The following is a 19,310-nucleotide window of genomic DNA, read 5'->3' as shown; positions in this document are numbered from 1 at the left end:
TCTTTTAAGGTTAATTCTTGGCATTATTATGAACACCATCGAATAACTTTCTTGCCGAACAATACCTCGAAATACTTTGAAGTAATTATAAACACATTATATTTCTAAACACTCACTCCGTCAATATCCAATCTTTCTATTCTTATAGTAAAATAATTCGTTGGAGCCCATTATTCACTCATACTATTCTTTAACGCTTGAAAATCAAGAATTTCAAATTCAGTTAAGTGGAAATCAATAATCCCCTCATCCCTTAGTTTACCCATTTCCCTTGACATAGAAGGACGAGAAACATTAAGAAAGTCTGCTAGCTCATTTCGATTTAACGGTAAAACTATCTTTTTGTTTCCAATCTTCTTAGATTGATCCAGTAAATAAGCACAGATTTTTGCGCGGATGCCTTTGACAGTCAAGTACTCAACCTTCTTGTTTAGCAAGATTGCCCTTTCAGATATTATTCGCAAAAAGTTTTGTATGAAAATCCGGTGCCAGCTGCACATCCTTTCACAATCGCCGATAATTTTACCTCTCGGCAGGAAGAGAATTTCACAAGCTTCTTGTGCTTGAACAGTTGCAGGCCATGTCATTACACTTGAAAATGCAACTATTTCTCCGAAAATATCCCCTTGTTTTAAAAGTGTCATTACACTTCTATTCCCCGCCGCATTTTCTTTACTCACCGTCGCTGAGCCCTTAAGAACGATCCCAATGCTTTCATATTTGTCCCCACCCTTAACAATATAATCACTTCTTTTATAATGGCCTATTATAGGCTTTAAACAATTTAGCATGGCTTCTATATCTAGTCTTTCTATTCCCTGAAACAAGCTCACTTCTGAGATTTCTTCCAAATATTTTTCATACATCTCTTTTACCGCCATATTCTGTATCCTCAGATACCGACTTAGTTCCTTCATTGTAATATAATGAACCTGTCAAAACAAATTATTAGTAGGAGGTTATAACAATGCTAAGAAAGATTATAAAAATAGATGAAGAAAAGTGTAATGGCTGTGGTCTTTGTGTCACCGCTTGCCATGAAGGTGCATTAAAGCTGATTGATGGCAAAGCCCGCCTGGTTTCGGAAAGTTACTGTGACGGTCTTGGAGACTGTCTGCCTGAGTGCCCAACCAACGCCATCGTCCTTGAGGAGAGAGAAACGGTTGAGTATGACGAAGAAGCAGTCAAGAAACATATGGACAAGAAACACATGGAGAAAAATAAGCCCCAAGCCGAGGCTACTATTCCCTGCGGTTGCCCAGGTACTCATGCGAAACTACTTACCAAAAAACAGCCGGAGGCAACACCTGATCTCTCAGCAGAAAACTCACAATCTCAGCTTGGTCAATGGCCATGCCAGTTAAAATTAGTTCCAGTGTCCGCACCCTATCTGGATAATGCACATTTACTAATAGCTGCCGACTGCACTGCTTTTGCTTATCCAAATATTCACCAAAAGTTTATGCGCAATAAGATCACTTTAATTGCCTGTCCCAAACTGGACGATACGGATTATTCAGAAAAGCTAACTGAGATTCTAAAACAACATGAAATTAAAAGTGTGTCGATTGTAAGAATGGAAGTACCTTGCTGTGGCGGTATTGTTCAAGCTGCGAAAAAAGCTCTTTTAAACAGCGGAAAAATGATACCCTGGAGTGTCGTCACAATTTCGACAGACGGAAGAATTATCGAAGATTGATCTTCAAATACCGAGTTTCAAAAACCCACCGCAAATAAACCTGCGGTGGGTTTCTTTTTCGCCGATTATCACTTTTTGCTATCATGCCTGATCAGGCTTCCATCCTTTTTTTCTATGAACTCCATCACAGAAGGGACGGTTTTCAGAAAGACCGCACCGACACAAGGCAATCCTGCTGCCTTCCTTTAAGGGCTTTCCATCGAGGCCAATTACAACTGTAGGGCCTTCAATAAATAATGGTCCATTGGCACTCACCTTTATTTTCACTGCAGCTGAGTACGTTTTTCCAAAGTCAATACTGCCTACCCCATTAGCGATTTGTGCATCGACCCTAGAACCTTCAGGAAGAGAATATCTTAAGGCACCTGTTGGACATTTATCGATGGTCCTAATTATCTCCTCCGGTTCCGCTCCCTCAACATTAACCCAGGGGCGTTGATCCAAATTGAACACTTTCGGTAAAAGCCTCAAGCATGTCCCTGGATGAGCACACAATTCAGGAAACCAATGTACAATAACATGTTCATTCCTATATTCCTTCAATTAAAACCACTCCCTTCGTGAATCTTTTAATATGATTTTCATTTATTCTATCATATAACATACTTTATTTGACAAATTAATTAACATTAATCAATTCCGAGACTCCCACTTCTTTAAGTGGGTGTTCCGATTTCTACTTCGGTGGGGGTAGAATCCCCTACCGAAGCCCCGATGTTCAGCTTTAGCTGAACGAGTTCACTAGCTTAGTCGGTATTAATTGTATTGATTCAGCGACCAATTTCTATCCTTTCAAAGATGGAAAATCCCTAAATAATGCGTTAATCTTATTGTTTATAATCTGTGGATCGACTGATTTCACTACTCTATCCGTGACTGCATACTTTAGTTTTAACGTTAATATTCTGTAAACGCTTTGATCTATCCTATCCATTGAAATGTTCCCATTCTCTGCAGCCTTTTGAATTGCTTTAATGACTGCCTCCTCCTTGAGGTAGTCGTGGCATACTAAGACAATATCGCTTCCTGCATTGATTGATTTTACTGCAACTTCACCAATATCATAATTATTTACTACTGCCCCCATAGTAATATCATCCGTAATGACTACGCCTTTAAAATTCAAATCTTTACGTAAGAGATCAGAAATAATCTTTTCCGAAAAAGATGCGGGATTATGGGAATCAATCTTTGGTAATAAAATATGAGCCATCATGATTGCCTCTGCATTATTTTCGATAGCTGCCTCAAAAGGCACTAATTCTAAACTATTTAGCCTATCTAAATCATGATTTACAGTTGGTAACCCGACATGAGAATCGACTGAAGTATCACCATGTCCTGGAAAATGTTTAACAACTGATATAATATTCCGTGACTGAAGTCCCTTCATCGTTTGTATTCCGAGTTTTCTCACAAGACTTGGCTCATTACCAAAAGCTCGATCCCCTATCACAGGATTTTTGGGGTTACTGTTCACGTCTAAAACTGGAGCAAAATCCATATTTAAACCAAAGGATTTTAGTTCATCTCCAAGAATACCGCCTAACTGATAAGAAAGCTCACTATTATTGAGCTCTCCAATCCGCTGACTCGATGGTATCTTCATAAACTCGTCTGGCATTCGCGAAATCCTGCCACCCTCTTCGTCAATAGCTAAAAATAGTGGTATTTTGTTAACTGAATTTGTATCTTTCAAAGAGTTAATTAAGGCTAGCATCTGTTTAGTATCCTTGACATTTTGTTTTAACAGAACAAAACCACCAACATGATGGTTTTTAATCAGTTGGATGGAATTAGCATCGTTTTCGTATCCGTTAATCCCCACCATTACTAATTGCCCGACCTTTTCCTCTAAGCTCATCGTATTAATCTGAGCTTGAACAGGATCAGTGGCAGTATTACCATCGGAATTATTATCTGGTGGCTTGTTCTGGCCTATTTGGTCTGCTGGTTTCGACTCATTTATGATTCTGCTATTTAATATTCCTGCATATCCTATGATACTCGCCGCTACCACGGCAGTTATTAAAATCAGATATCTTTTACGCATTTTTCTTTGCTTCCTTCCTATATAATGTTACTAATAATGTTACTAATAATGTTACTAATAATATTCCTTCAAGGTTAAGAGAAGACGTACAGGAAATAGAAATCGACAGGCGATCATAGCTAAATGCCTGTCGATTTCTATTATCATATCGAATTTTTTCATTTTTAAACTCTAAAAAAAAAACCGCACCTAATGGTACAGTTGACTATTTTTATGGAGCGGGTGAAGAGAATCGAACTCTCGTAACTAGCTTGGAAGGCTAGCGCTCTACCATTGAGCTACACCCGCAAAATCGTGGTTTGACGTTCGATATTCGAGGATCGATTCAGTCGTCCTCAAAAGTAACACTCTACCTACTATATATGCATATGTCCGTGCTATTGACCTGGAAGTTCTGCATTGGTCGAACTTCGAACTTCGAATATCGAAAATGGTAGCAGGGGGGGGATTTGAACCCTCGAATGAGCGGGTATGAACCACTTGCCTTAGACCACTTGGCTACCCTGCCATGGCTCCCCGAGTAGGACTCGAACCTACAACCTACCGGTTAACAGCCGGTTGCTCCACCATTGAGCTATCGAGGAATGTATTTTGGCGGAGAAGGAGGGATTTGAACCCTCGCAGCAGTTACCCACTCTAACGGTTTAGCAAACCGTCCTCTTCAGCCACTTGAGTACTTCTCCACAGATCTTTTAAATTGGTGCGGAAGACGGGACTTGAACCCGTACGGTGTTAACCACACGCCCCTCAAACGTGCGCGTCTGCCAATTACGCCACTCCCGCATTGCTGGAGCCATTGACCGGGATTGAACCGGTGACCTTATCCTTACCAAGGATACGCTCTACCAACTGAGCTACAACGGCATTTCTTTTATTATTTTAATTTTGGTGCGCTCGGAGGGATTCGAACCCCCGGCCTTCTGATTCGTAGTCAGACGCTCTATCCAGCTGGGCTACGAGCGCAATTTTGGAGCGGGTGACGAGATTCGGACTCGCGACTTTCACCTTGGCAAGGTGACACTCTACCACTGAGTTACACCCGCAAATTGTCTTTGGTGGGCCATCCGCGACTCGAACGCGGGACACCCTGATTAAAAGTCAGGTGCTCTAGCCGACTGAGCTAATGGCCCTTAATTTGGCTGGGGTGGGAGGATTCGAACCTACGAATGCCAGAGTCAAAGTCTGGTGCCTTACCGCTTGGCGACACCCCAACTATATATTAAGCCTGAGCATTTGCTCCAGGACCTAACACCTTGGTTGCGGGGGCCGGATTTGAACCGACGACCTTCGGGTTATGAGCCCGACGAGCTACCGCTGCTCCACCCCGCGACGTATTTAGTGTTCAACGCACTATGTTCGTTAACCGAACTTTTGTAATCCTCGTACCTAATATCAACATAGTGTATTATTTCTAAGATCTAGAGTTCTCAGCGAATCATCTTCGTATTTCGAATCACGATCTTCGAACCTTCGATAATGGTGGGCAGGGATGGATTCGAACCATCGTACCTCGCGGAACAGATTTACAGTCTGTCGCCTTTAACCACTCGGCCACCTACCCATTATTATTGGAACGCTTAAATTAATGGCGACCCCGATCGGACTTGAACCGACGATCTCCTGCGTGACAGGCAGGCATGTTAACCACTACACCACGGGGCCAGCTTCGATGTTCGCTATTCGATATTTCCTATTCGATCTAAGGATTACTCCATATTCGAATCACGATTTTCGAACCGCGAATTAAGGTAATGGTGGGCGATGACGGGCTCGAACCGCCGACATCCTGCTTGTAAGGCAGGCGCTCTACCAGCTGAGCTAATCACCCCTGAACTCTATTTTGGTGACCCGTACGGGATTCGAACCCGTGTAACCGCCGTGAAAGGGCGGTGTCTTAGACCGCTTGACCAACGGGCCACTGTTTTTGAGAACTTTTTTAGTATAGCTGAAGCTTGCTAAAATGTCAACTCTTTTTAATGAGTTATTTTTAAAAATAGGAGAGCTTGGATTTTGTCTTTGATTTGTTATCTAAAGCTCAACTGTTAGTATTCACTTTACAATCAATAAAATTCAGCTTAACTTATATTCACAACTAAACTTATTATTACATGTGCTTTAATAAACCAAATAATGTATAACCCGACTCCTGTTTCAAAAGGGTTGTGCATATTGAGCGAAGCAAAATCCATATTGGTAAGTTAGGTTAACTGGTTTTACATGTCAACTAACAAATACATCACTGCAGTCTGATCCTTATCTGCTCCTTCGAGATTGACGCGCATTCCCTTCGCTCTTAACTCTGCTACACGTTTGTTTGCCTCACGTAGAAGTTCCTCACGTTCACCGTAAACTCTCGAGTTAACCGGACAGACAGTTACACAAGCCGGCTCATTGATTCTCTCCAAGCGATGACTGCAAAGAGTACATTTTCCAACTTTACCGTTTGTCATGATCTTCATTCCACTGTGCGGACATGCAGACACACAAACATGACAGCCTAGACAATTTTCGTGATCTTGGATCACTATCCCATCTTCTCCACGTTGAATAGCTCCAACAGGGCACACAAACTGGCATACAGGGTCAGCGCAGTGTCTGCATGACTGGGTATTATAAGAGCGAACCAAATGATCCTTCAGCTGTTCCCTCCGCCATACTCTCAACCACCAATCCCCTGTTTGGAGGCCATTTTCTTGTTTACAGGCAACAGTACAACTCTTACACTCGATGCAACGTGACTCATCGACTAACATGGCATGTTGACTCATAATCCTTGCCCTCCTTCGGCTTTAGCATTACAAATGATGTTTTTGCTAACTAGGTTGCCACCAACAGGATCAGCAGCGACTGGAAAAAGGGTATTAGCTGGCGCTTGCCCATAAGGAGATTGTAATCCAAAATAAGGTTGGGTAGAGAGGAAACCCCGCGGGACTGACTGAGTAATCTTCACTGCCAAAACGATCGATCCCGCAACCGTCTCCACTCTAACTTGGCTTCCTTCCCCAACCCCTATCTCTAATGCGGTCAGAGGATGCATCTCTACATAAGGTTGCTCCATTTCATTTGCCCAATCACTGTATTGACATTCAGTATGATAATGGCTTGCTACCTTATTGGTGCTGAAGAGATAGGGGAATTTCTCGCGACTGACCCCGATATTACCAGGGGCATTAAAGGTATCTACATAATCAAGGGGCGAATCACTGACTCCTGTCAGCTCCACTTTGCCGGAGGATGTTTTAAACACACCCTTGGCAAATAAACGCACGCTCTCCTCTCCAACTTCCGAACACGGAAAATGTACTCCGCCAGGTGTTGCCAACATTCGTTCCCTGCTGATACCTGCAACATTCTTATTATACTTTCTTTCCAACTCCCAAGCTGTTTCAGGCGAATCAGGAAAATAAGATGACGGCAAACCCATCCGCTCCGCTAATAGACGGTAAAAATCCCCACCAGATTTTTCTTCACCACGTATCTCAACTGCTTTATTTTTCCACTGTACAACTCTATGAACACTTGCCTGCGCCCCAGCTTCTTCCAGCCAATGGGTCGCAGGAAGGATAATATCCGCCAGTACAGCAGAGTCGTCCATTACTAAGGTATGGCTAACTACAAAATCAAGTCCCTCAATCGCCTTGCTCATACGGGCGCTGTCTGGCCAAGTTACACAGGGATTCCCTGAAATTAAGAGCATTTTAACGTCTCCCTCTTCCATGTCTTTGTAGAGGGCACTTGATGATCTCTTACGATCAGGCTTCATAACATCGTCAGCCTTAATCAGATTGCTAATGCCTCCTGTGTTGTTGATATGCGAAATAATCCCTGAGCCCGGTTTACCGATGTTGCCCAGTATAGCCATTAGGCCTTCAAATGCCCATACTGAAGCCCCTGCATTATTAACACAGACGATACCCCGTCCTTCAAACAGCATGCCTGGTTTTAGCACAGCTAAATCTTGGGCTAATTTCTCAATAACATTTTGGGGAACCCCTGTGATCTCCGCCGCGCGCTCCGTTGTCAAAGCACTTACATCCTGAGCCAGTTTTTCGAAGCCATTGGTATGTTTAGCCACAAACGTTGGATCATAGAGGTTATTCTTGATAACATAATTCAGTAACGCCATACCTAAGGCAGTGTCTGTTCCCGGTCTGATCTGAATAAATAGGTCAGCCGCCTGAGCTGTCTCTGTAAAGCGTGTATCAACAACCACTACACGCGTTCCTGTGCGCTTAGCTTCCGTAATCCAGTGGAATTGTCCCGCCTTTGTTTGGGCAACATTGTTACCAACTATTAACAGGATCTTAGCGTTGACCACATCGGAGAGAGGGCTTGTCCCAGAACCGTCTCCGAAGAGTTTCTTGCGCACATTCGCTTCTGAGTCGGTACAGATCGGCCCCGTTCCGTAATTGACAAGACCAGTTAACTCTGAAAATATACTATGAGCTAATTTGCTGTAAGACCCACCGATTTTAGATGTAATGCCCACAATCGATCCTGTGCCATTTTCCGTGATATACTGGTTATATTTTTGGGCGATTAGATCTAAGGCCTCGTCCCAACTGATTCTTTCAAACGTGCCATTGACCTTTTTCATAGGATATCTAACCCTATAAGGTCCATAAAGGGTTTGGGAGATTTCCATCGGTTTAGCACAGATTTTCCCTTTATTGTAAGGGTTTTTAGAGTCGCCAAAAACCGCCTTGATTTTCCCCTCTTGATCTAGGCTAATTTTTATCCCGCACCCACCGTTACAAAGACAGCAAATAGACGTACGCAATTCCTCATCATGTTCTATAGGTTTACTGCTTGGAGTTAATGCTCGTGTTCTTACGAATGAACCCATTTTACTGACCCCCTCTTTCAACCGGCAAGTACCCTGGATATTCAATCGGATTTACTAACATATGCTGAAGATACTTTACGTCAACTTTAGCCTTCTTTCGAATTAAGCCGCTCAAAATACCAGCCCCTTCGATATCGCCAACCATGATCATTCCCACCAAACACCCATCTTTAATCACGAACTTACGATAGAAGTTCTTATCGGGCTCAGATGCCCTAAGCACACTGCCTTCTCCAGATGGCAAATTCACGAGTCCGGCAGAAATAATCCCTACTCCGCAGATTACGGCAGAGTTTAAAGCTAGTGAACCTTGATAATTGCGTTTAACACCTGCCATGTTGCAGCCAGCGATGATTCCTTGTTCTGTTGCCGAAGGCCATATAGCATTGACGCCCTTTTCGCCGGTTAAGAGATCGAATGCCTCAGCGACATCACCTGCCGCATAAATATCTTTTACCGAAGTTTGCATTTCTTCATCAACAATAATACCGTAATTCACTGCTACCCCGCTATCCCTGACTAGCTTTACATTAGGACGGACTCCAACCGCTCTAATAATCATCTGACAGGGAATCTTTTCGCCGGTATTCAGAAGCACACCAGATACCGACATCCTTCCATCTGCATCCTCCTCACCCAGTACTTTAGTCACTCTGGTATTTATGTGGACACGATAGCCGTCTTCTTCTAATAATCTGGTCAGAATCTCAGCAGATTCTATATCAATTGAGTGACGCAGGACTTGGGGAGCAGATCCTACTATTGTTACATTGATCCCCAGTTCATGAAGTCCATGGGCTCCTTTAAGCCCTACAAGACCAGCACCCATAACAACGGCATTTTTTGCTTTTGGAGCAAACTCTGCCACAGCTTTAGCATCACCTAAGGTACGCAGTTCAAAGATTCCCCCTATGTCACTTCCCTCTAGAGGAGGATTAAAAGGAGAAGAACCTGTGGCAATCAATAACTTGTCATAGATAACCTTTTCACCCGATTCTAACAAGACACTTTTAGAATCAGGATCCACTCGTTCAACATATCCAACTTGGAAGTCAATCCCCGTTTCAGTGTAAAAGGCTTTATCACGAATATACATCATTTCTTCAGAAATTTCGTTCCCTAAATAATAGGAGGTTAGGCAACGGGAATAGGGTAAACAATCTTCATTAGAAATCATGGTGATTTGTCCATCAGGATCCAGACCCCGAATTGTTTCAGCTGCGAAAACGCCTGCAGCACTATTGCCGATAATGAGATAATGCATATCAATCACCCGCAACTTTCATTTCATATTCCTCTGGAGTACCATAAAATAAGGCTTGCCGGGAGCATGATGCTGCACAAGGTGGAGTCATTTCATCCTTACACAGATCACATTTGCTCGCTTTTTTAGCCTCGTTAAGTGTTGTAATGGCACCGAGTGGGCAAACCATTATACACATCCAACAGCCGACACATTTATTGGTATTATGAGAAACCTCACCTGTCAGGGAATACTGCATCGCTCCAGTCATACATGCCCTTACGCACATTGAATCGGTACAGTGTTGACATACTGTAGCCCAATAGTGACTGCCTGATTTTTTTACTTTAATCCGCGGTTGAGGAGAAGGTTGTTCCATCTTCGTCATGAATATGCTCTGAGACTGAGAATGTTTTTCAAGACATGCTACTTCACAAGCCTGACACCCGTCGCAACGTTTTGTTATAAAAAACAGTTTTTGCACGCATCTTACCTCTCTTTCAACTGTATGTTAATCTCAATGATGTACCAGGAACGTGAATTAACTAATATAATTAAATCTACTGCTACAGCTGTAGACAATCATTCAAGGGTATAAGTCCCTTTTAATCTTGAAATCAAAGAGTGCTTTTTGGATTATCCAACCATTGTTTGTAAAGATTTTCACTTACGAAAATAACCCTTCTCGGTCTTCCTCCTTTCACTAATTTTTCTCTTTACTATGTACCCAATTTATCAAATTACAGGTAATATTAATGTCCAATCTTCGACTATATTCTTGTCTTATGCCTTACAAATAAAAAAAACAGAGGCGTAACGAAACATAATTCGCTACCCCTCCGTTTTTGTCTATGTTGTCTAAATAACAATCGCCCAAAACATAGTTTCAGGCGATTGTTACAGTCTAAGTTAGTTGGCTACAGACTTATTCGTATTTCTTATTCATATATTTCTTACGCAGATAACTAGAATAGCAGACTGCTAAAGGATTATGACCTAATACGCGGTCCTTAACGGCGAAGGTTGTGACTGGTGCCTTGGAGTACTTGTTGAATAACATATCATGGCCGACACATAGGCCTACTGCTATGTTAAGCTCAGTCTCATCATTAGCCAGCACTTTGGCTTGAAGAACAGGGTCACAAATGACTTCAATTTTATCCTCTTTTACTTTAGGTATTTCATAATCTTCTTTTTTAAGTCCACCTATTTTACAACAAGCGGAATATACCTCAAAATGTTGGGATAAGATTTGTTCTAAAACTGCTGCTTCTTCCGTTAAGCCTATACAGAAAGCCATTCCAAGTTTCTTATAACCCATTCTCTTAGCAAACATAATCAATTCATCCAGGCGGCTAAGATTGTTGCCATGTACCGCTTGGAAATGACCACTGAGGCGATGAAAGGGTTTATTTTCTTCTTCGAGACATTCATCGAGTGAATATTTTCCCCCAGTGCAATCAAATGCCTCTTTATCACACATGTTTTTAGTCTTCATTTTGCAGGATGCACATTTCATTTACGAACCCCCTCTATTTACATATTCATAACTAACATTAGGATTAGTTATTAGATCTTAATGCCAGCTAGCAGTAACACGTACTTAAGACCAATATAGAACAAGACAAGTGCAAGGAACATTTTCATATAACGAGCATTGATATACTTAGACACCCGAGCAGCTACAACAGTACCAATAGCAACTCCAGCTAATTCAAAGGCTAGAAACTGAAGATCTAAAGAACTGCCCATCGATAAATAATTTAAAATACTGGTTGAAGATGATACCAAGATGGAAAGAACGGATGTCCCTGCCACAATGTACATTGGGAATCCCATCACACTCGTCATGAAAGGAACCAGTAAGAATCCGCCGCCGACTCCAAGGGATGCCGAGATAACTGCTACTACAAGACCTGTAAAGAAGACCATAATAGCGTTATAGTTAAACTCTTGACCAGCAAAGGTAAAGGTGTTTTGAATACCAATTTTTTTGAAATTAACACCGATTTCCTTAAGCTCATTCATTTTGCCTGAGGCTTTAAGTTCTTTAACTTTTGCAGCAAAGAGTTTATTAGCAGCTGTTACAGACTTTTGACCGTTAATGAATTTAGCAGTGCACTCATAGGCAATACGAAACGAAATACCTAAGGTGACCATACCAAAGTAAGGTTGGAACGTTTTCATGTCTTTTAATAAGGAAGCCGAAAGCGTAGATCCTAATATCGCACCAACGATCCCCCCTAAGCCCAGAGCAACAGCAGTAGGTACAACAATTCGTTTCTCACGAAGATATAAAGGAGTGCCAACAACAGGACTGACCAGTGTCAAGATCTGGTTCATTGGTTTAACCATATTGGCATTTTTAAGTCCGAAGATACTCATATGACCGACACCTGCCAGGATGCCTCCAGCTGCTCCTACAGATGTAAAAACGTATCCTACAAAGATACCCCAAAGAATCAAACTAATGGGATTAGCGTCTACACCAGCTAATGCGAAATGCATAACATTTTCCTCCAATTTATTTAAATTTTTGTCGCCTCTGATGCCCCTAAACCAAATAAACCTAATTTATGAATTATAGATTTAATCGGTTTTATAAACCATTTTCCTACATGCAATAGAAGGTACGAGACTAGGAATGCTCCAAATATGTCGACCTGCCAGTTTACAAACGGGATTGTGATGCTTGGCCATTTCAAGCTAATTATCCAAATTATAAGAACGTATGGGGCTAATCTGTAAATTGAATCCACTACTACAGCGGTTAGATACTCAAAAAACACTTCTTTCATTTCCGCCTGAAGGGACTTATAGGCTGATGCATCCCCAATGTCAACCGCTACATTTGAAAGATCGTCTAATTCCTGATACCGTTCCTTATAGTGCTGGACTTTTTTAGTGTGGGGGTCTTTAAGGTATTTCACTAGTTCAGAAACCATCTTCATAGCTAAACGCCTCTCTTGCCATGATTTTCACTTACTAAAACAGTCCTGCCATGCCTAGGCCTAAGTTTTACCCCCTTTCTAATACCTTTTCTCTTGTCTTTACTATGTACTTAATTTATCAAACCCCAGATGATTTTAATGTCTATCTTCCGACCTTATTTATGTCTAACTGATGACCATAATATTGTCAATGACATTACCTTATTTATGTCTACTAAATGACATTATTTATGCCAGGTACAACACATCATTATCATAATTGCATCTTATGTGTCACATAAGTAACACTGTAACTCAATAAAGAGAGGCCAGCATTCTATGCCAGCCTCTCTTACACAATCCATTTACTTAGCTTATCTGGATCGAGAATATACACTTCTTTCTCTTCAATTGCTATACTGTTCTCTTGTCTAAATATATTAAGCAAGGACGTAACCGTCTGTCTTGACGTTCCTATCATACAAGCTATCTCTTCATGTGTTAAGCGAAAACCTATTTTTGTACCTGTATCTGTCTCTACTCCCGCACGTTCAGACATTTTAAGAAGCAACATAGCCAATCTTCCCGGTACTTGAAAACAGACCATTTCTTGGATAATTCCTTCAGCCTCTCGCATTCTAACCCCTAGAGTTGTAGCAACCTTAATAGCAATGGATGGATGATTGACAAGCAATTCTTCAAAACGTGCTTTACGTACAACTACCAAAGTAGCGTCGTTGATAGCACCAGCGAAACAAGTTCGCTCTCCATGGTACAAAGTTTCAGCAAGACCCATTAACTGCCCGGAAGTCCTCATACTTCCAACGGTAACTCTTCTACCATCTGGAGTTATTCGATATATTTTCACAAAACCTTCTTCTATTAAATAGATTCGGTCGGCAGTATCCCCTTCAGAAAAGATTATTTGTCCCTTAGGATAATGAACTACTGTTCCATATTCCCTAATAAGATTCTTTTCTTCTTCGTCTAGTGCTAATGCTTCATGATTTATGTTTTCCATTCTAGATTTTACCCCTCCACGTATCTTTATATTATATTAAATATCTACAAAATACTACTTCGAATTAGCGGAAATAGATGATATTTTTCGAATTCCCCTATCTCTCATAGCAACTTCGCTTCCTGCTAACAAGCGTATTTATGCATATAAAGCAATACTCCAATTGTATTATAACTAAAACCGTAGACTTGTGAAACTTTATGAATTCCCACTTTACAGTATTCTAGTAACAGGAATTTATAAGTAACGTTGGTATATGATTTCCCTTCCCTCTCATATTTGATTCAAGACTAAGAAATTAATCCAATTTAAATAAATGGCATCATTACGTTCCACATGGAATTATTATATTCCATAGCGGGAAATAAGCAAATAATAAGAATTTTAAGATTAATCAAATAACTTAAAATTGAAATGGAATGCCAGTATTCCATTTCAATTTTATTGAGATTTAACTTTTTTAATTTTCTTGGCTAAACTTCGATTAAAACCGTTAACGCAATATTTATTTGGTCATGGCACAAGTTTTGCATAAATAATGGAATATGAAATGGAAACGATCTTAAAATTTCTCCAACGAGATTTTCGCAACTCAAGATCGTTAACTTTCTAAAATCATTGGAAGGGGTTGATTGTTAAACATGGATTTTAATAGCGGAGTTCTTGTTAACGGGATTGACTTAGGATTTATTAACAAAATGATTGACAGAGTAAAAGAAAATCCAGAAAAAGGTCAACGCACGTATAAAGCATCATCGGTATGGCTGGGCAGTACTAAATCAGAATCTACAATCCGCGATTTCAAGGTCATAATGGACGAACCTTTTGGCACAAATGAAGGTCCCCAGCCAGGAGAAATGATACTGGCTGCTCTAGGGGCTTGCTTGGTTGTGGGCTACACTTTCGATGGTGCACTTCACAATATTGAACTCAAAAAGGTTGCAATTGAAGTGGAGGGAGATGTAGTAAGTACAAAGTTTTTTCAAATACCCTCGGAAATAATACCTAATTTGAGCACCATACGTGTTAAGGTTGATATCGAATCCGACGCTGGTTTAGATGTATTGGGAGAGATGCACAAGCGAGTGACATCTATCTCACCGGTATGTGCTACCTTAGGAAATACCTCTAATTTGGAGTTCAACCTTACTCTAAACGGAACCACACCCTAACATTAAGCGTGTATAAATAAAGAAGTGGTACCTGAATCCTTCGGTTCATCCCCGTACACGTACATGAAAAGTCGCACTGAGTTCAGTGGGACTTTCTGTCCTCATAGACAACCTAAGTTACAGAACTTTTAAATATAGAACTTATTGTTTTGTCTCGGACTCCTAATTAAATAGTTATGAGGGGATGTCTTATGAAAAGAGAACAGGCCAGCGACTGGTCTTTAGAATTTGAGAAGGCAATAGCGACATCGGGATTAGCGGATGACATTAGTCGCTGTATATCTTGCGGTAAATGTACTGGTGTATGTCCTGTAGCCGCCATTAGTCCTTCCTATAATCCAAGGCAGATCATTAGAGAAGTACTACTCGGAAACTATGAACGGATCGTTCAAAGCGAAGAAATTTGGCGTTGTTTCTGGTGTGCTAATTGTGCTGCAACATGTCCAAGCGAAATTAAATACCCACTCTTAATGCTATATATTCGCTATTTCTCTATGTCACATGGCGCTGGCAAGAAGCATGTAGATCCGTTTATCCGTTTTGTCACAAAGGCTAGACAAGAAGCTGTAACGTTCCAGCCTGGGAAACCAGCAAGACTGGATGAAATTAGGGCATTAAGGAGTAGCCTGGGCTTATCTCCCCTTAGGATTGTATCTGACGATGGCATAAGGGAGTACCAAAAGTTGTTTGAAATTACTGGTACTGACGAATGGCTAAAGAATTATCAAGAAACTCCCGAAGTTCCTATCAATTTAAGTTATCTCGAGGGAAGAATATTGGTACAGGATGATTCTAATAGTGGTTCAGAAAGGGAGGCTTGAGATGGAAGAATACCAACGATTATCCCTTATTGATCCACAAAGAGTAGCCAATTTACCTACGCCCGATAAACTATTCCTATTTCTTAGCTGCACAGGAAGTATTGAATACCCAGGCACCGAAAGAGCGGTAAGGATCGTTGGCGAAAAACTAGGCATAGAATTTGTAGAATCGGTCGACCAAACCTGCTGCACGGGTTACATGTTAACGTGTAATGCCGTGAACCCTCAGCTTGCTTTGGCATCAACCTCACGCAACTTAAGTATTCCTCAGGAAATGGGACTTGACGTAGGGGTATTTTGTAATGGGTGTTATGGTTATCTGAGAGAATTAGCTCATCTACTACATTCAAACCCAGCTTTCAAAGAGGTTGGAGATAAGGCTAACGAAGCCTTGGGTCGCGAAAAGTTCCGTGGACATCTTAAAATCTATCATGTACAGGAACTATGGTATAAGCAACTAGAAAAACTAACTAGTTTAGTGAAACGACCACTAACTGGTCTGAAAATTGCAGCCCACTATGGTTGTCACTATTTGGCAAATAAGGACGTTGCTATCGATGATGCTCAATATCCTACGTTTCATGAAGAGATTTATAAAGCTCTTGGAGCGACACCAGTAGTTTATAAAGAACGAAGGGCCTGCTGTGGCTATTCTGTGGGTAGAGGATTTACTCACCGCGAAGAGACTGTTTTACCTCATATTACCAACAAGATGCTGAGTGCTGCTGCGGCTGGAGTTCAATTAATGACTACAACTTGCCCGGGTTGTAATACTGCCCTCGACCGTGAACAGAAGACCATAACGGCAAGGGGTAACGCCGTGAGTATTCCCGTTATAGATTTATCTCAGCTTATTGCTTTCGCATTGGGTGCGCCGGTTGAGCAGTTAGGCTTTAAGGCTAATACTACTCCTGTTCTGCCAGTGCTGGAACGCTTTATTAAATAAAGTGTGGGATATTTACCCTTCTCTTAAATTCAAGGTGAAAGGAGCATGAAAATGCTTAATGAGGGTGTACTGGTTATCGGCGGAGGGGTTGCTGGCATGCAGGCTGCCATAGATATAGCTGCCTCTGGAAGGGAAGTTGCCTTGGTTGATAAGGACAAGAGTCTTGGAGGTCATGTGAAAGAATATGGCGCTTTGTTTCCGGATCTCACAGTCGGGTCAACTTTAGTTAAACAAAAAGCCCAGATTATCAAAGAAAATTCTAAGATTACTGTGATGTTAGGTACTGAAGTTGACAAACTCCAGCAGGCTGATGGCACTATTATAGCAAGTTTTTTAAGCTCTGGAAATCCAAAAGAGCAGATATTCACCGCCGCTGTCATCGCAACCGGATTCGATAATTTTAATGGCAAGAAATATGGCGAATATGGATACGGACGTTATCCTGGAGTCATTACAGGTATTGATTTTGAACATCAGGAAGAGGCAATTTTAAAGAGGCCTATTAAGACTGCCGTGTTTATAAAATGCGTAGGTTCACGTGACCGGAGCAAAGGAATGCCTTATTGTTCAAAAATATGTTGTATGTACACCGCCAAACAGGCTTTGGAACTAAAGAAAGCTCAACCAAAAGCCCAAGTGTATGTGTTCTATATGGATATACGATCTAACTTTAAGAACGGAGAAGAATTCGTCCGTGGAGCAATGGAAAATCAACACGTAAAGTATATTCGCGGCAGAGTAGGAAAAGTGATACCTACCAATGGCAGATTGTTGATTCGAGCGGAAGATACATTGATGGGTGTTCCTTTGGAATTGGAAGCCGATCTGGTAGTACTAGCAACGGCAATGGTTCCAAGTCAAAGTACTAACTCACTGGTCAGTCAGGTTGGGGGTAAACTTGATACTAATGGTTTTATCTTACCAATCCCAATGGCGGAAAGTGAAAATCCAATGAGCCTAACAAAAGGTATATTCTATGCTGGTGCCTGTGGTTTTCCTTGTGATGTTAAAGATGCATTAAATCAAGGCAGTGCAGCCGCAGCTGGAGTTTTAGGTTATCTTCAATCCAATCGGGGAGCCGCAAAGTAATGGGGGATTAATGGGAAGGGAGGGTCTCCGATGACTATGGTAATAACCGGTAATTCCACATTGCAAACTGAAGTAGAGGATCTCTGTGATGTGAACATGGATGCCTGTATACAATGCGGCACTTGTACGGGAGGATGCAGTGGAATTGAGCTTATGGAGTATGGTCCGCGCCAAATTATCCAATTAATTAAGCTTAATCAGCGCAAAATTCTGTTAGACAGCCGGGCGATATGGATGTGCGTATCCTGCCATATATGTGAGGACCGTTGTCCAGCAAAAATTAAGACTACTAGTTTAATGGACACGTTAAGAGAGATGGCATGTGTAGAATCTACCACTAAGTCAAATGAACAGATACAATTCCATAAATTATACATTAAACAAGTAAAGGCCTTTGGAAGATCGCATGAATCAATGTTAACCATGGCATTAACTTTGAAAGGCACACCACTGCCACCGTTAAAACTGATGAAAGATCTCATAACTCGCATGAGAGTAGATATCAAACCTCCACACAGACCAGATAAATCCTATCGTCTTGCAATAAAAAGAGTAGAGAAAGGAGGGAGCAAAGGCCATGGCAAGTAAAACTGTATCTTATTTTCCTGGTTGCTCACTTCATGGCTTAGCAAAGCCTTTTGATACCTCCACTCGACTTGTATGTGGCAAAGTCGGAATTAATTTGCAGGAGCCAAACGATTGGAATTGTTGTGGAGCAACGTCAGCTCACAGTATTGATCATTCGCTCAACCTAACCTTAGGCGCAAGGAACTTGCATCTTGTTGGCAAGAGTGGTTTTAATACCGTTACCGCTCCGTGTGCCGCTTGTTACAGTAATCTAAAACGATCAAGCCTTGAACTTCAAGATCCTCAGAAACGCCAATTAGCTAGTCAATTGGTTGGAGAAAGTTTAGCAGGGGTCCAAGCAGTCAGTGTTATTCATATACTAGAGTTGTTATCCGATCTTTCCATTTCGAAGAGCATCAAACAAAGTTCGAAGTACCGTTTCACAGATTTAAAAGTTGTATGCTATTATGGATGCTTAACGGTAAGACCCAATTCCGAGTCTGATCCCGAATCTGACAGCTCTGAAAATCCTCAAAGTATGGATAACCTTCTGGGAGCTCTGGGTGCAGATGTGAGGGACTGGTCTCATAAGAGTGAATGTTGCGGTGGAAGCCATTCTCTCTGCGGTCCCGATCTGGCTAACTTAAGAACGGATGAAGTCCTGCGTCAAGCCATAGCCTCTGGAGCAGATGTTATTGCGGTTGCTTGCCCGCTATGTCATTCTAATCTGGAGTTCCGGCTCCACGCACTACAGGCAAAAGGTAAGCAAATACCCGTGGTATTTTTTACTCAACTCATAGGATTAGCCTTAGGGTACACAGTTAAGGAAGTCGGATTACACAAAATGTTAGTCAATTCTTTTCCCTGGCGAGAGAAGTTAACACTAGCATAATTGTTATTCTGAAAACCCCCGCTCCCTAGCG

General features: G+C 41.5%; 18 protein-coding genes and 15 tRNA genes. 7 read left to right on the top strand and 26 right to left on the bottom strand.

Translation table 11 applies throughout. From position 1 onward, the window contains the following. Positions 1–170: 170 nt before the first annotated feature. Entirely contained in the window at positions 171–866 is a 696-nt protein-coding gene (locus tag BUB11_RS20130) for a Crp/Fnr family transcriptional regulator (protein WP_073031826.1), read from the bottom strand. Positions 867–967: 101 nt separating this feature from the next. Between BUB11_RS20130 and BUB11_RS20125 the strand changes: the two genes are divergently transcribed. Further along, positions 968–1,699, top strand: a complete 732-nt coding sequence (locus BUB11_RS20125; protein WP_073031709.1) for an ATP-binding protein — start codon at positions 968–970, stop codon at positions 1,697–1,699. Between the two features lie 81 nt (positions 1,700–1,780). Here BUB11_RS20125 and BUB11_RS20120 read toward each other — a convergent pair whose 3' ends face one another. From BUB11_RS20120 to BUB11_RS20000, 25 genes are all read right to left on the bottom strand, one after another. Then, positions 1,781–2,242, bottom strand: a complete 462-nt coding sequence (locus tag BUB11_RS20120; protein ID WP_073031708.1) for a (4Fe-4S)-binding protein — start codon at positions 2,240–2,242, stop codon at positions 1,781–1,783. Positions 2,243–2,483: 241 nt separating this feature from the next. After that, positions 2,484–3,752 carry a beta-N-acetylhexosaminidase gene (gene nagZ, locus BUB11_RS20115; protein ID WP_073031707.1) on the bottom strand — a complete coding sequence of 423 codons (1,269 nt, stop codon included), beginning with the start codon at positions 3,750–3,752 and terminating at the stop codon, positions 2,484–2,486. 214 nt (positions 3,753–3,966) lie between these two features. Beyond that, a tRNA-Gly gene (locus BUB11_RS20110) sits at positions 3,967–4,040 on the bottom strand. A gap of 143 nt (positions 4,041–4,183) precedes the next feature. Next, a tRNA-Met gene (locus BUB11_RS20105) sits at positions 4,184–4,260 on the bottom strand. Between the two features lies 1 nt (position 4,261). Then, a tRNA-Asn gene (locus tag BUB11_RS20100) sits at positions 4,262–4,336 on the bottom strand. A gap of 8 nt (positions 4,337–4,344) precedes the next feature. Then, a tRNA-Ser gene (locus BUB11_RS20095) sits at positions 4,345–4,435 on the bottom strand. 15 nt (positions 4,436–4,450) lie between these two features. After that, a tRNA-Leu gene (locus tag BUB11_RS20090) sits at positions 4,451–4,535 on the bottom strand. A gap of 5 nt (positions 4,536–4,540) precedes the next feature. Then, a tRNA-Thr gene (locus tag BUB11_RS20085) sits at positions 4,541–4,616 on the bottom strand. A 22-nt stretch (positions 4,617–4,638) separates the two neighbouring features. Then, positions 4,639–4,715, bottom strand: a tRNA-Arg gene (locus BUB11_RS20080). 5 nt (positions 4,716–4,720) lie between these two features. Next, a tRNA-Gly gene (locus BUB11_RS20075) sits at positions 4,721–4,795 on the bottom strand. Positions 4,796–4,805: 10 nt separating this feature from the next. Then, a tRNA-Lys gene (locus BUB11_RS20070) sits at positions 4,806–4,882 on the bottom strand. A gap of 6 nt (positions 4,883–4,888) precedes the next feature. Beyond that, positions 4,889–4,963 (bottom strand) — tRNA-Gln (locus BUB11_RS20065). Positions 4,964–5,006: 43 nt separating this feature from the next. Next, a tRNA-Met gene (locus BUB11_RS20060) sits at positions 5,007–5,081 on the bottom strand. 148 nt (positions 5,082–5,229) lie between these two features. Next, positions 5,230–5,313, bottom strand: a tRNA-Tyr gene (locus tag BUB11_RS20055). A gap of 25 nt (positions 5,314–5,338) precedes the next feature. After that, positions 5,339–5,414, bottom strand: a tRNA-Asp gene (locus BUB11_RS20050). Positions 5,415–5,504: 90 nt separating this feature from the next. Next, positions 5,505–5,580: transfer RNA gene (locus tag BUB11_RS20045), tRNA-Val, on the bottom strand. Between the two features lie 13 nt (positions 5,581–5,593). Then, positions 5,594–5,669, bottom strand: a tRNA-Glu gene (locus tag BUB11_RS20040). 296 nt (positions 5,670–5,965) lie between these two features. Next, positions 5,966–6,520, bottom strand: coding sequence for a 4Fe-4S dicluster domain-containing protein (locus BUB11_RS20035; RefSeq protein ID WP_073031706.1), 555 nt, complete (start codon positions 6,518–6,520; stop codon positions 5,966–5,968). Then, positions 6,517–8,598, bottom strand: coding sequence for a molybdopterin-containing oxidoreductase family protein (locus tag BUB11_RS20030; RefSeq protein WP_073031705.1), 2,082 nt, complete (start codon positions 8,596–8,598; stop codon positions 6,517–6,519). The genes BUB11_RS20035 and BUB11_RS20030 overlap by 4 nt, the downstream gene beginning before the upstream one ends. A gap of 1 nt (position 8,599) precedes the next feature. After that, positions 8,600–9,862, bottom strand: a complete 1,263-nt coding sequence (locus BUB11_RS20025) for an NAD(P)/FAD-dependent oxidoreductase (RefSeq protein ID WP_073031704.1) — start codon at positions 9,860–9,862, stop codon at positions 8,600–8,602. Position 9,863: 1 nt separating this feature from the next. Next, entirely contained in the window at positions 9,864–10,325 is a 462-nt protein-coding gene (locus tag BUB11_RS20020) for a 4Fe-4S dicluster domain-containing protein (protein ID WP_073031703.1), read from the bottom strand. Between the two features lie 441 nt (positions 10,326–10,766). After that, entirely contained in the window at positions 10,767–11,360 is a 594-nt protein-coding gene (locus BUB11_RS20015; protein ID WP_073031702.1) for a DUF1847 domain-containing protein, read from the bottom strand. Positions 11,361–11,410: 50 nt separating this feature from the next. Continuing rightward, the gene (locus tag BUB11_RS20010; protein ID WP_073031701.1) at positions 11,411–12,349 is read right to left on the bottom strand and encodes a sulfite exporter TauE/SafE family protein; all 939 of its coding nucleotides are present in this window, start codon (positions 12,347–12,349) and stop codon (positions 11,411–11,413) included. Positions 12,350–12,369: 20 nt separating this feature from the next. Next, positions 12,370–12,792 (bottom strand): hypothetical protein, encoded by a 423-nt coding sequence (locus BUB11_RS20005; protein ID WP_073031699.1) that lies wholly within the window; start codon positions 12,790–12,792, stop codon positions 12,370–12,372. A 331-nt stretch (positions 12,793–13,123) separates the two neighbouring features. Beyond that, the gene (locus tag BUB11_RS20000) at positions 13,124–13,792 is read right to left on the bottom strand and encodes a Crp/Fnr family transcriptional regulator (RefSeq protein WP_073031697.1); all 669 of its coding nucleotides are present in this window, start codon (positions 13,790–13,792) and stop codon (positions 13,124–13,126) included. 641 nt (positions 13,793–14,433) lie between these two features. Between BUB11_RS20000 and BUB11_RS19995 the strand changes: the two genes are divergently transcribed. From BUB11_RS19995 to BUB11_RS19970, 6 genes are all read left to right on the top strand, one after another. Then, a complete protein-coding gene (locus BUB11_RS19995) occupies positions 14,434–14,964 on the top strand; it encodes an OsmC family protein (protein ID WP_073031695.1) in 531 nt (176 codons plus the stop codon). Between the two features lie 191 nt (positions 14,965–15,155). Next, positions 15,156–15,785, top strand: coding sequence for a 4Fe-4S dicluster domain-containing protein (locus tag BUB11_RS19990; RefSeq protein WP_073031693.1), 630 nt, complete (start codon positions 15,156–15,158; stop codon positions 15,783–15,785). A gap of 1 nt (position 15,786) precedes the next feature. Beyond that, positions 15,787–16,731 carry a CoB--CoM heterodisulfide reductase iron-sulfur subunit B family protein gene (locus tag BUB11_RS19985; RefSeq protein WP_073031691.1) on the top strand — a complete coding sequence of 315 codons (945 nt, stop codon included), beginning with the start codon at positions 15,787–15,789 and terminating at the stop codon, positions 16,729–16,731. A gap of 45 nt (positions 16,732–16,776) precedes the next feature. Continuing rightward, positions 16,777–17,820, top strand: coding sequence for an FAD-dependent oxidoreductase (locus tag BUB11_RS19980; RefSeq protein WP_073031690.1), 1,044 nt, complete (start codon positions 16,777–16,779; stop codon positions 17,818–17,820). Positions 17,821–17,850: 30 nt separating this feature from the next. Beyond that, positions 17,851–18,408 (top strand): 4Fe-4S dicluster domain-containing protein, encoded by a 558-nt coding sequence (locus BUB11_RS19975; RefSeq protein ID WP_073031688.1) that lies wholly within the window; start codon positions 17,851–17,853, stop codon positions 18,406–18,408. Continuing rightward, entirely contained in the window at positions 18,398–19,279 is an 882-nt protein-coding gene (locus BUB11_RS19970; protein WP_073031686.1) for a CoB--CoM heterodisulfide reductase iron-sulfur subunit B family protein, read from the top strand. The genes BUB11_RS19975 and BUB11_RS19970 overlap by 11 nt, the downstream gene beginning before the upstream one ends. Positions 19,280–19,310: the final 31 nt, after the last annotated feature.

It is taken from the genome of Desulfosporosinus lacus DSM 15449, assembly GCF_900129935.1.
In the GTDB taxonomy this organism is placed as follows: Bacteria; Bacillota; Desulfitobacteriia; order Desulfitobacteriales; family Desulfitobacteriaceae; genus Desulfosporosinus; species Desulfosporosinus lacus.
Note: the sequence above shows the minus strand (reverse complement) of the source record. Positions and strands in the feature narration are given on the sequence as shown.

Coding starts and splice junctions, on each gene's coding strand:
- BUB11_RS20130 (WP_073031826.1), bottom strand. CDS start 866: ATGTATGAAAAATATTTGGAAGAAATCTCAGAAGTGAGCTTGTTTCAG.
- BUB11_RS20125 (WP_073031709.1), top strand. CDS start 968: ATGCTAAGAAAGATTATAAAAATAGATGAAGAAAAGTGTAATGGCTGT.
- nagZ (WP_073031707.1), bottom strand. CDS start 3,752: ATGCGTAAAAGATATCTGATTTTAATAACTGCCGTGGTAGCGGCGAGT.
- BUB11_RS20035 (WP_073031706.1), bottom strand. CDS start 6,520: ATGAGTCAACATGCCATGTTAGTCGATGAGTCACGTTGCATCGAGTGT.
- BUB11_RS20030 (WP_073031705.1), bottom strand. CDS start 8,598: ATGGGTTCATTCGTAAGAACACGAGCATTAACTCCAAGCAGTAAACCT.
- BUB11_RS20025 (WP_073031704.1), bottom strand. CDS start 9,862: ATGCATTATCTCATTATCGGCAATAGTGCTGCAGGCGTTTTCGCAGCT.
- BUB11_RS20015 (WP_073031702.1), bottom strand. CDS start 11,360: ATGAAATGTGCATCCTGCAAAATGAAGACTAAAAACATGTGTGATAAA.
- BUB11_RS20010 (WP_073031701.1), bottom strand. CDS start 12,349: ATGCATTTCGCATTAGCTGGTGTAGACGCTAATCCCATTAGTTTGATT.
- BUB11_RS20005 (WP_073031699.1), bottom strand. CDS start 12,792: ATGAAGATGGTTTCTGAACTAGTGAAATACCTTAAAGACCCCCACACT.
- BUB11_RS20000 (WP_073031697.1), bottom strand. CDS start 13,792: ATGGAAAACATAAATCATGAAGCATTAGCACTAGACGAAGAAGAAAAG.
- BUB11_RS19995 (WP_073031695.1), top strand. CDS start 14,434: ATGGATTTTAATAGCGGAGTTCTTGTTAACGGGATTGACTTAGGATTT.
- BUB11_RS19990 (WP_073031693.1), top strand. CDS start 15,156: ATGAAAAGAGAACAGGCCAGCGACTGGTCTTTAGAATTTGAGAAGGCA.
- BUB11_RS19985 (WP_073031691.1), top strand. CDS start 15,787: ATGGAAGAATACCAACGATTATCCCTTATTGATCCACAAAGAGTAGCC.
- BUB11_RS19980 (WP_073031690.1), top strand. CDS start 16,777: ATGAAAATGCTTAATGAGGGTGTACTGGTTATCGGCGGAGGGGTTGCT.
- BUB11_RS19975 (WP_073031688.1), top strand. CDS start 17,851: ATGACTATGGTAATAACCGGTAATTCCACATTGCAAACTGAAGTAGAG.
- BUB11_RS19970 (WP_073031686.1), top strand. CDS start 18,398: ATGGCAAGTAAAACTGTATCTTATTTTCCTGGTTGCTCACTTCATGGC.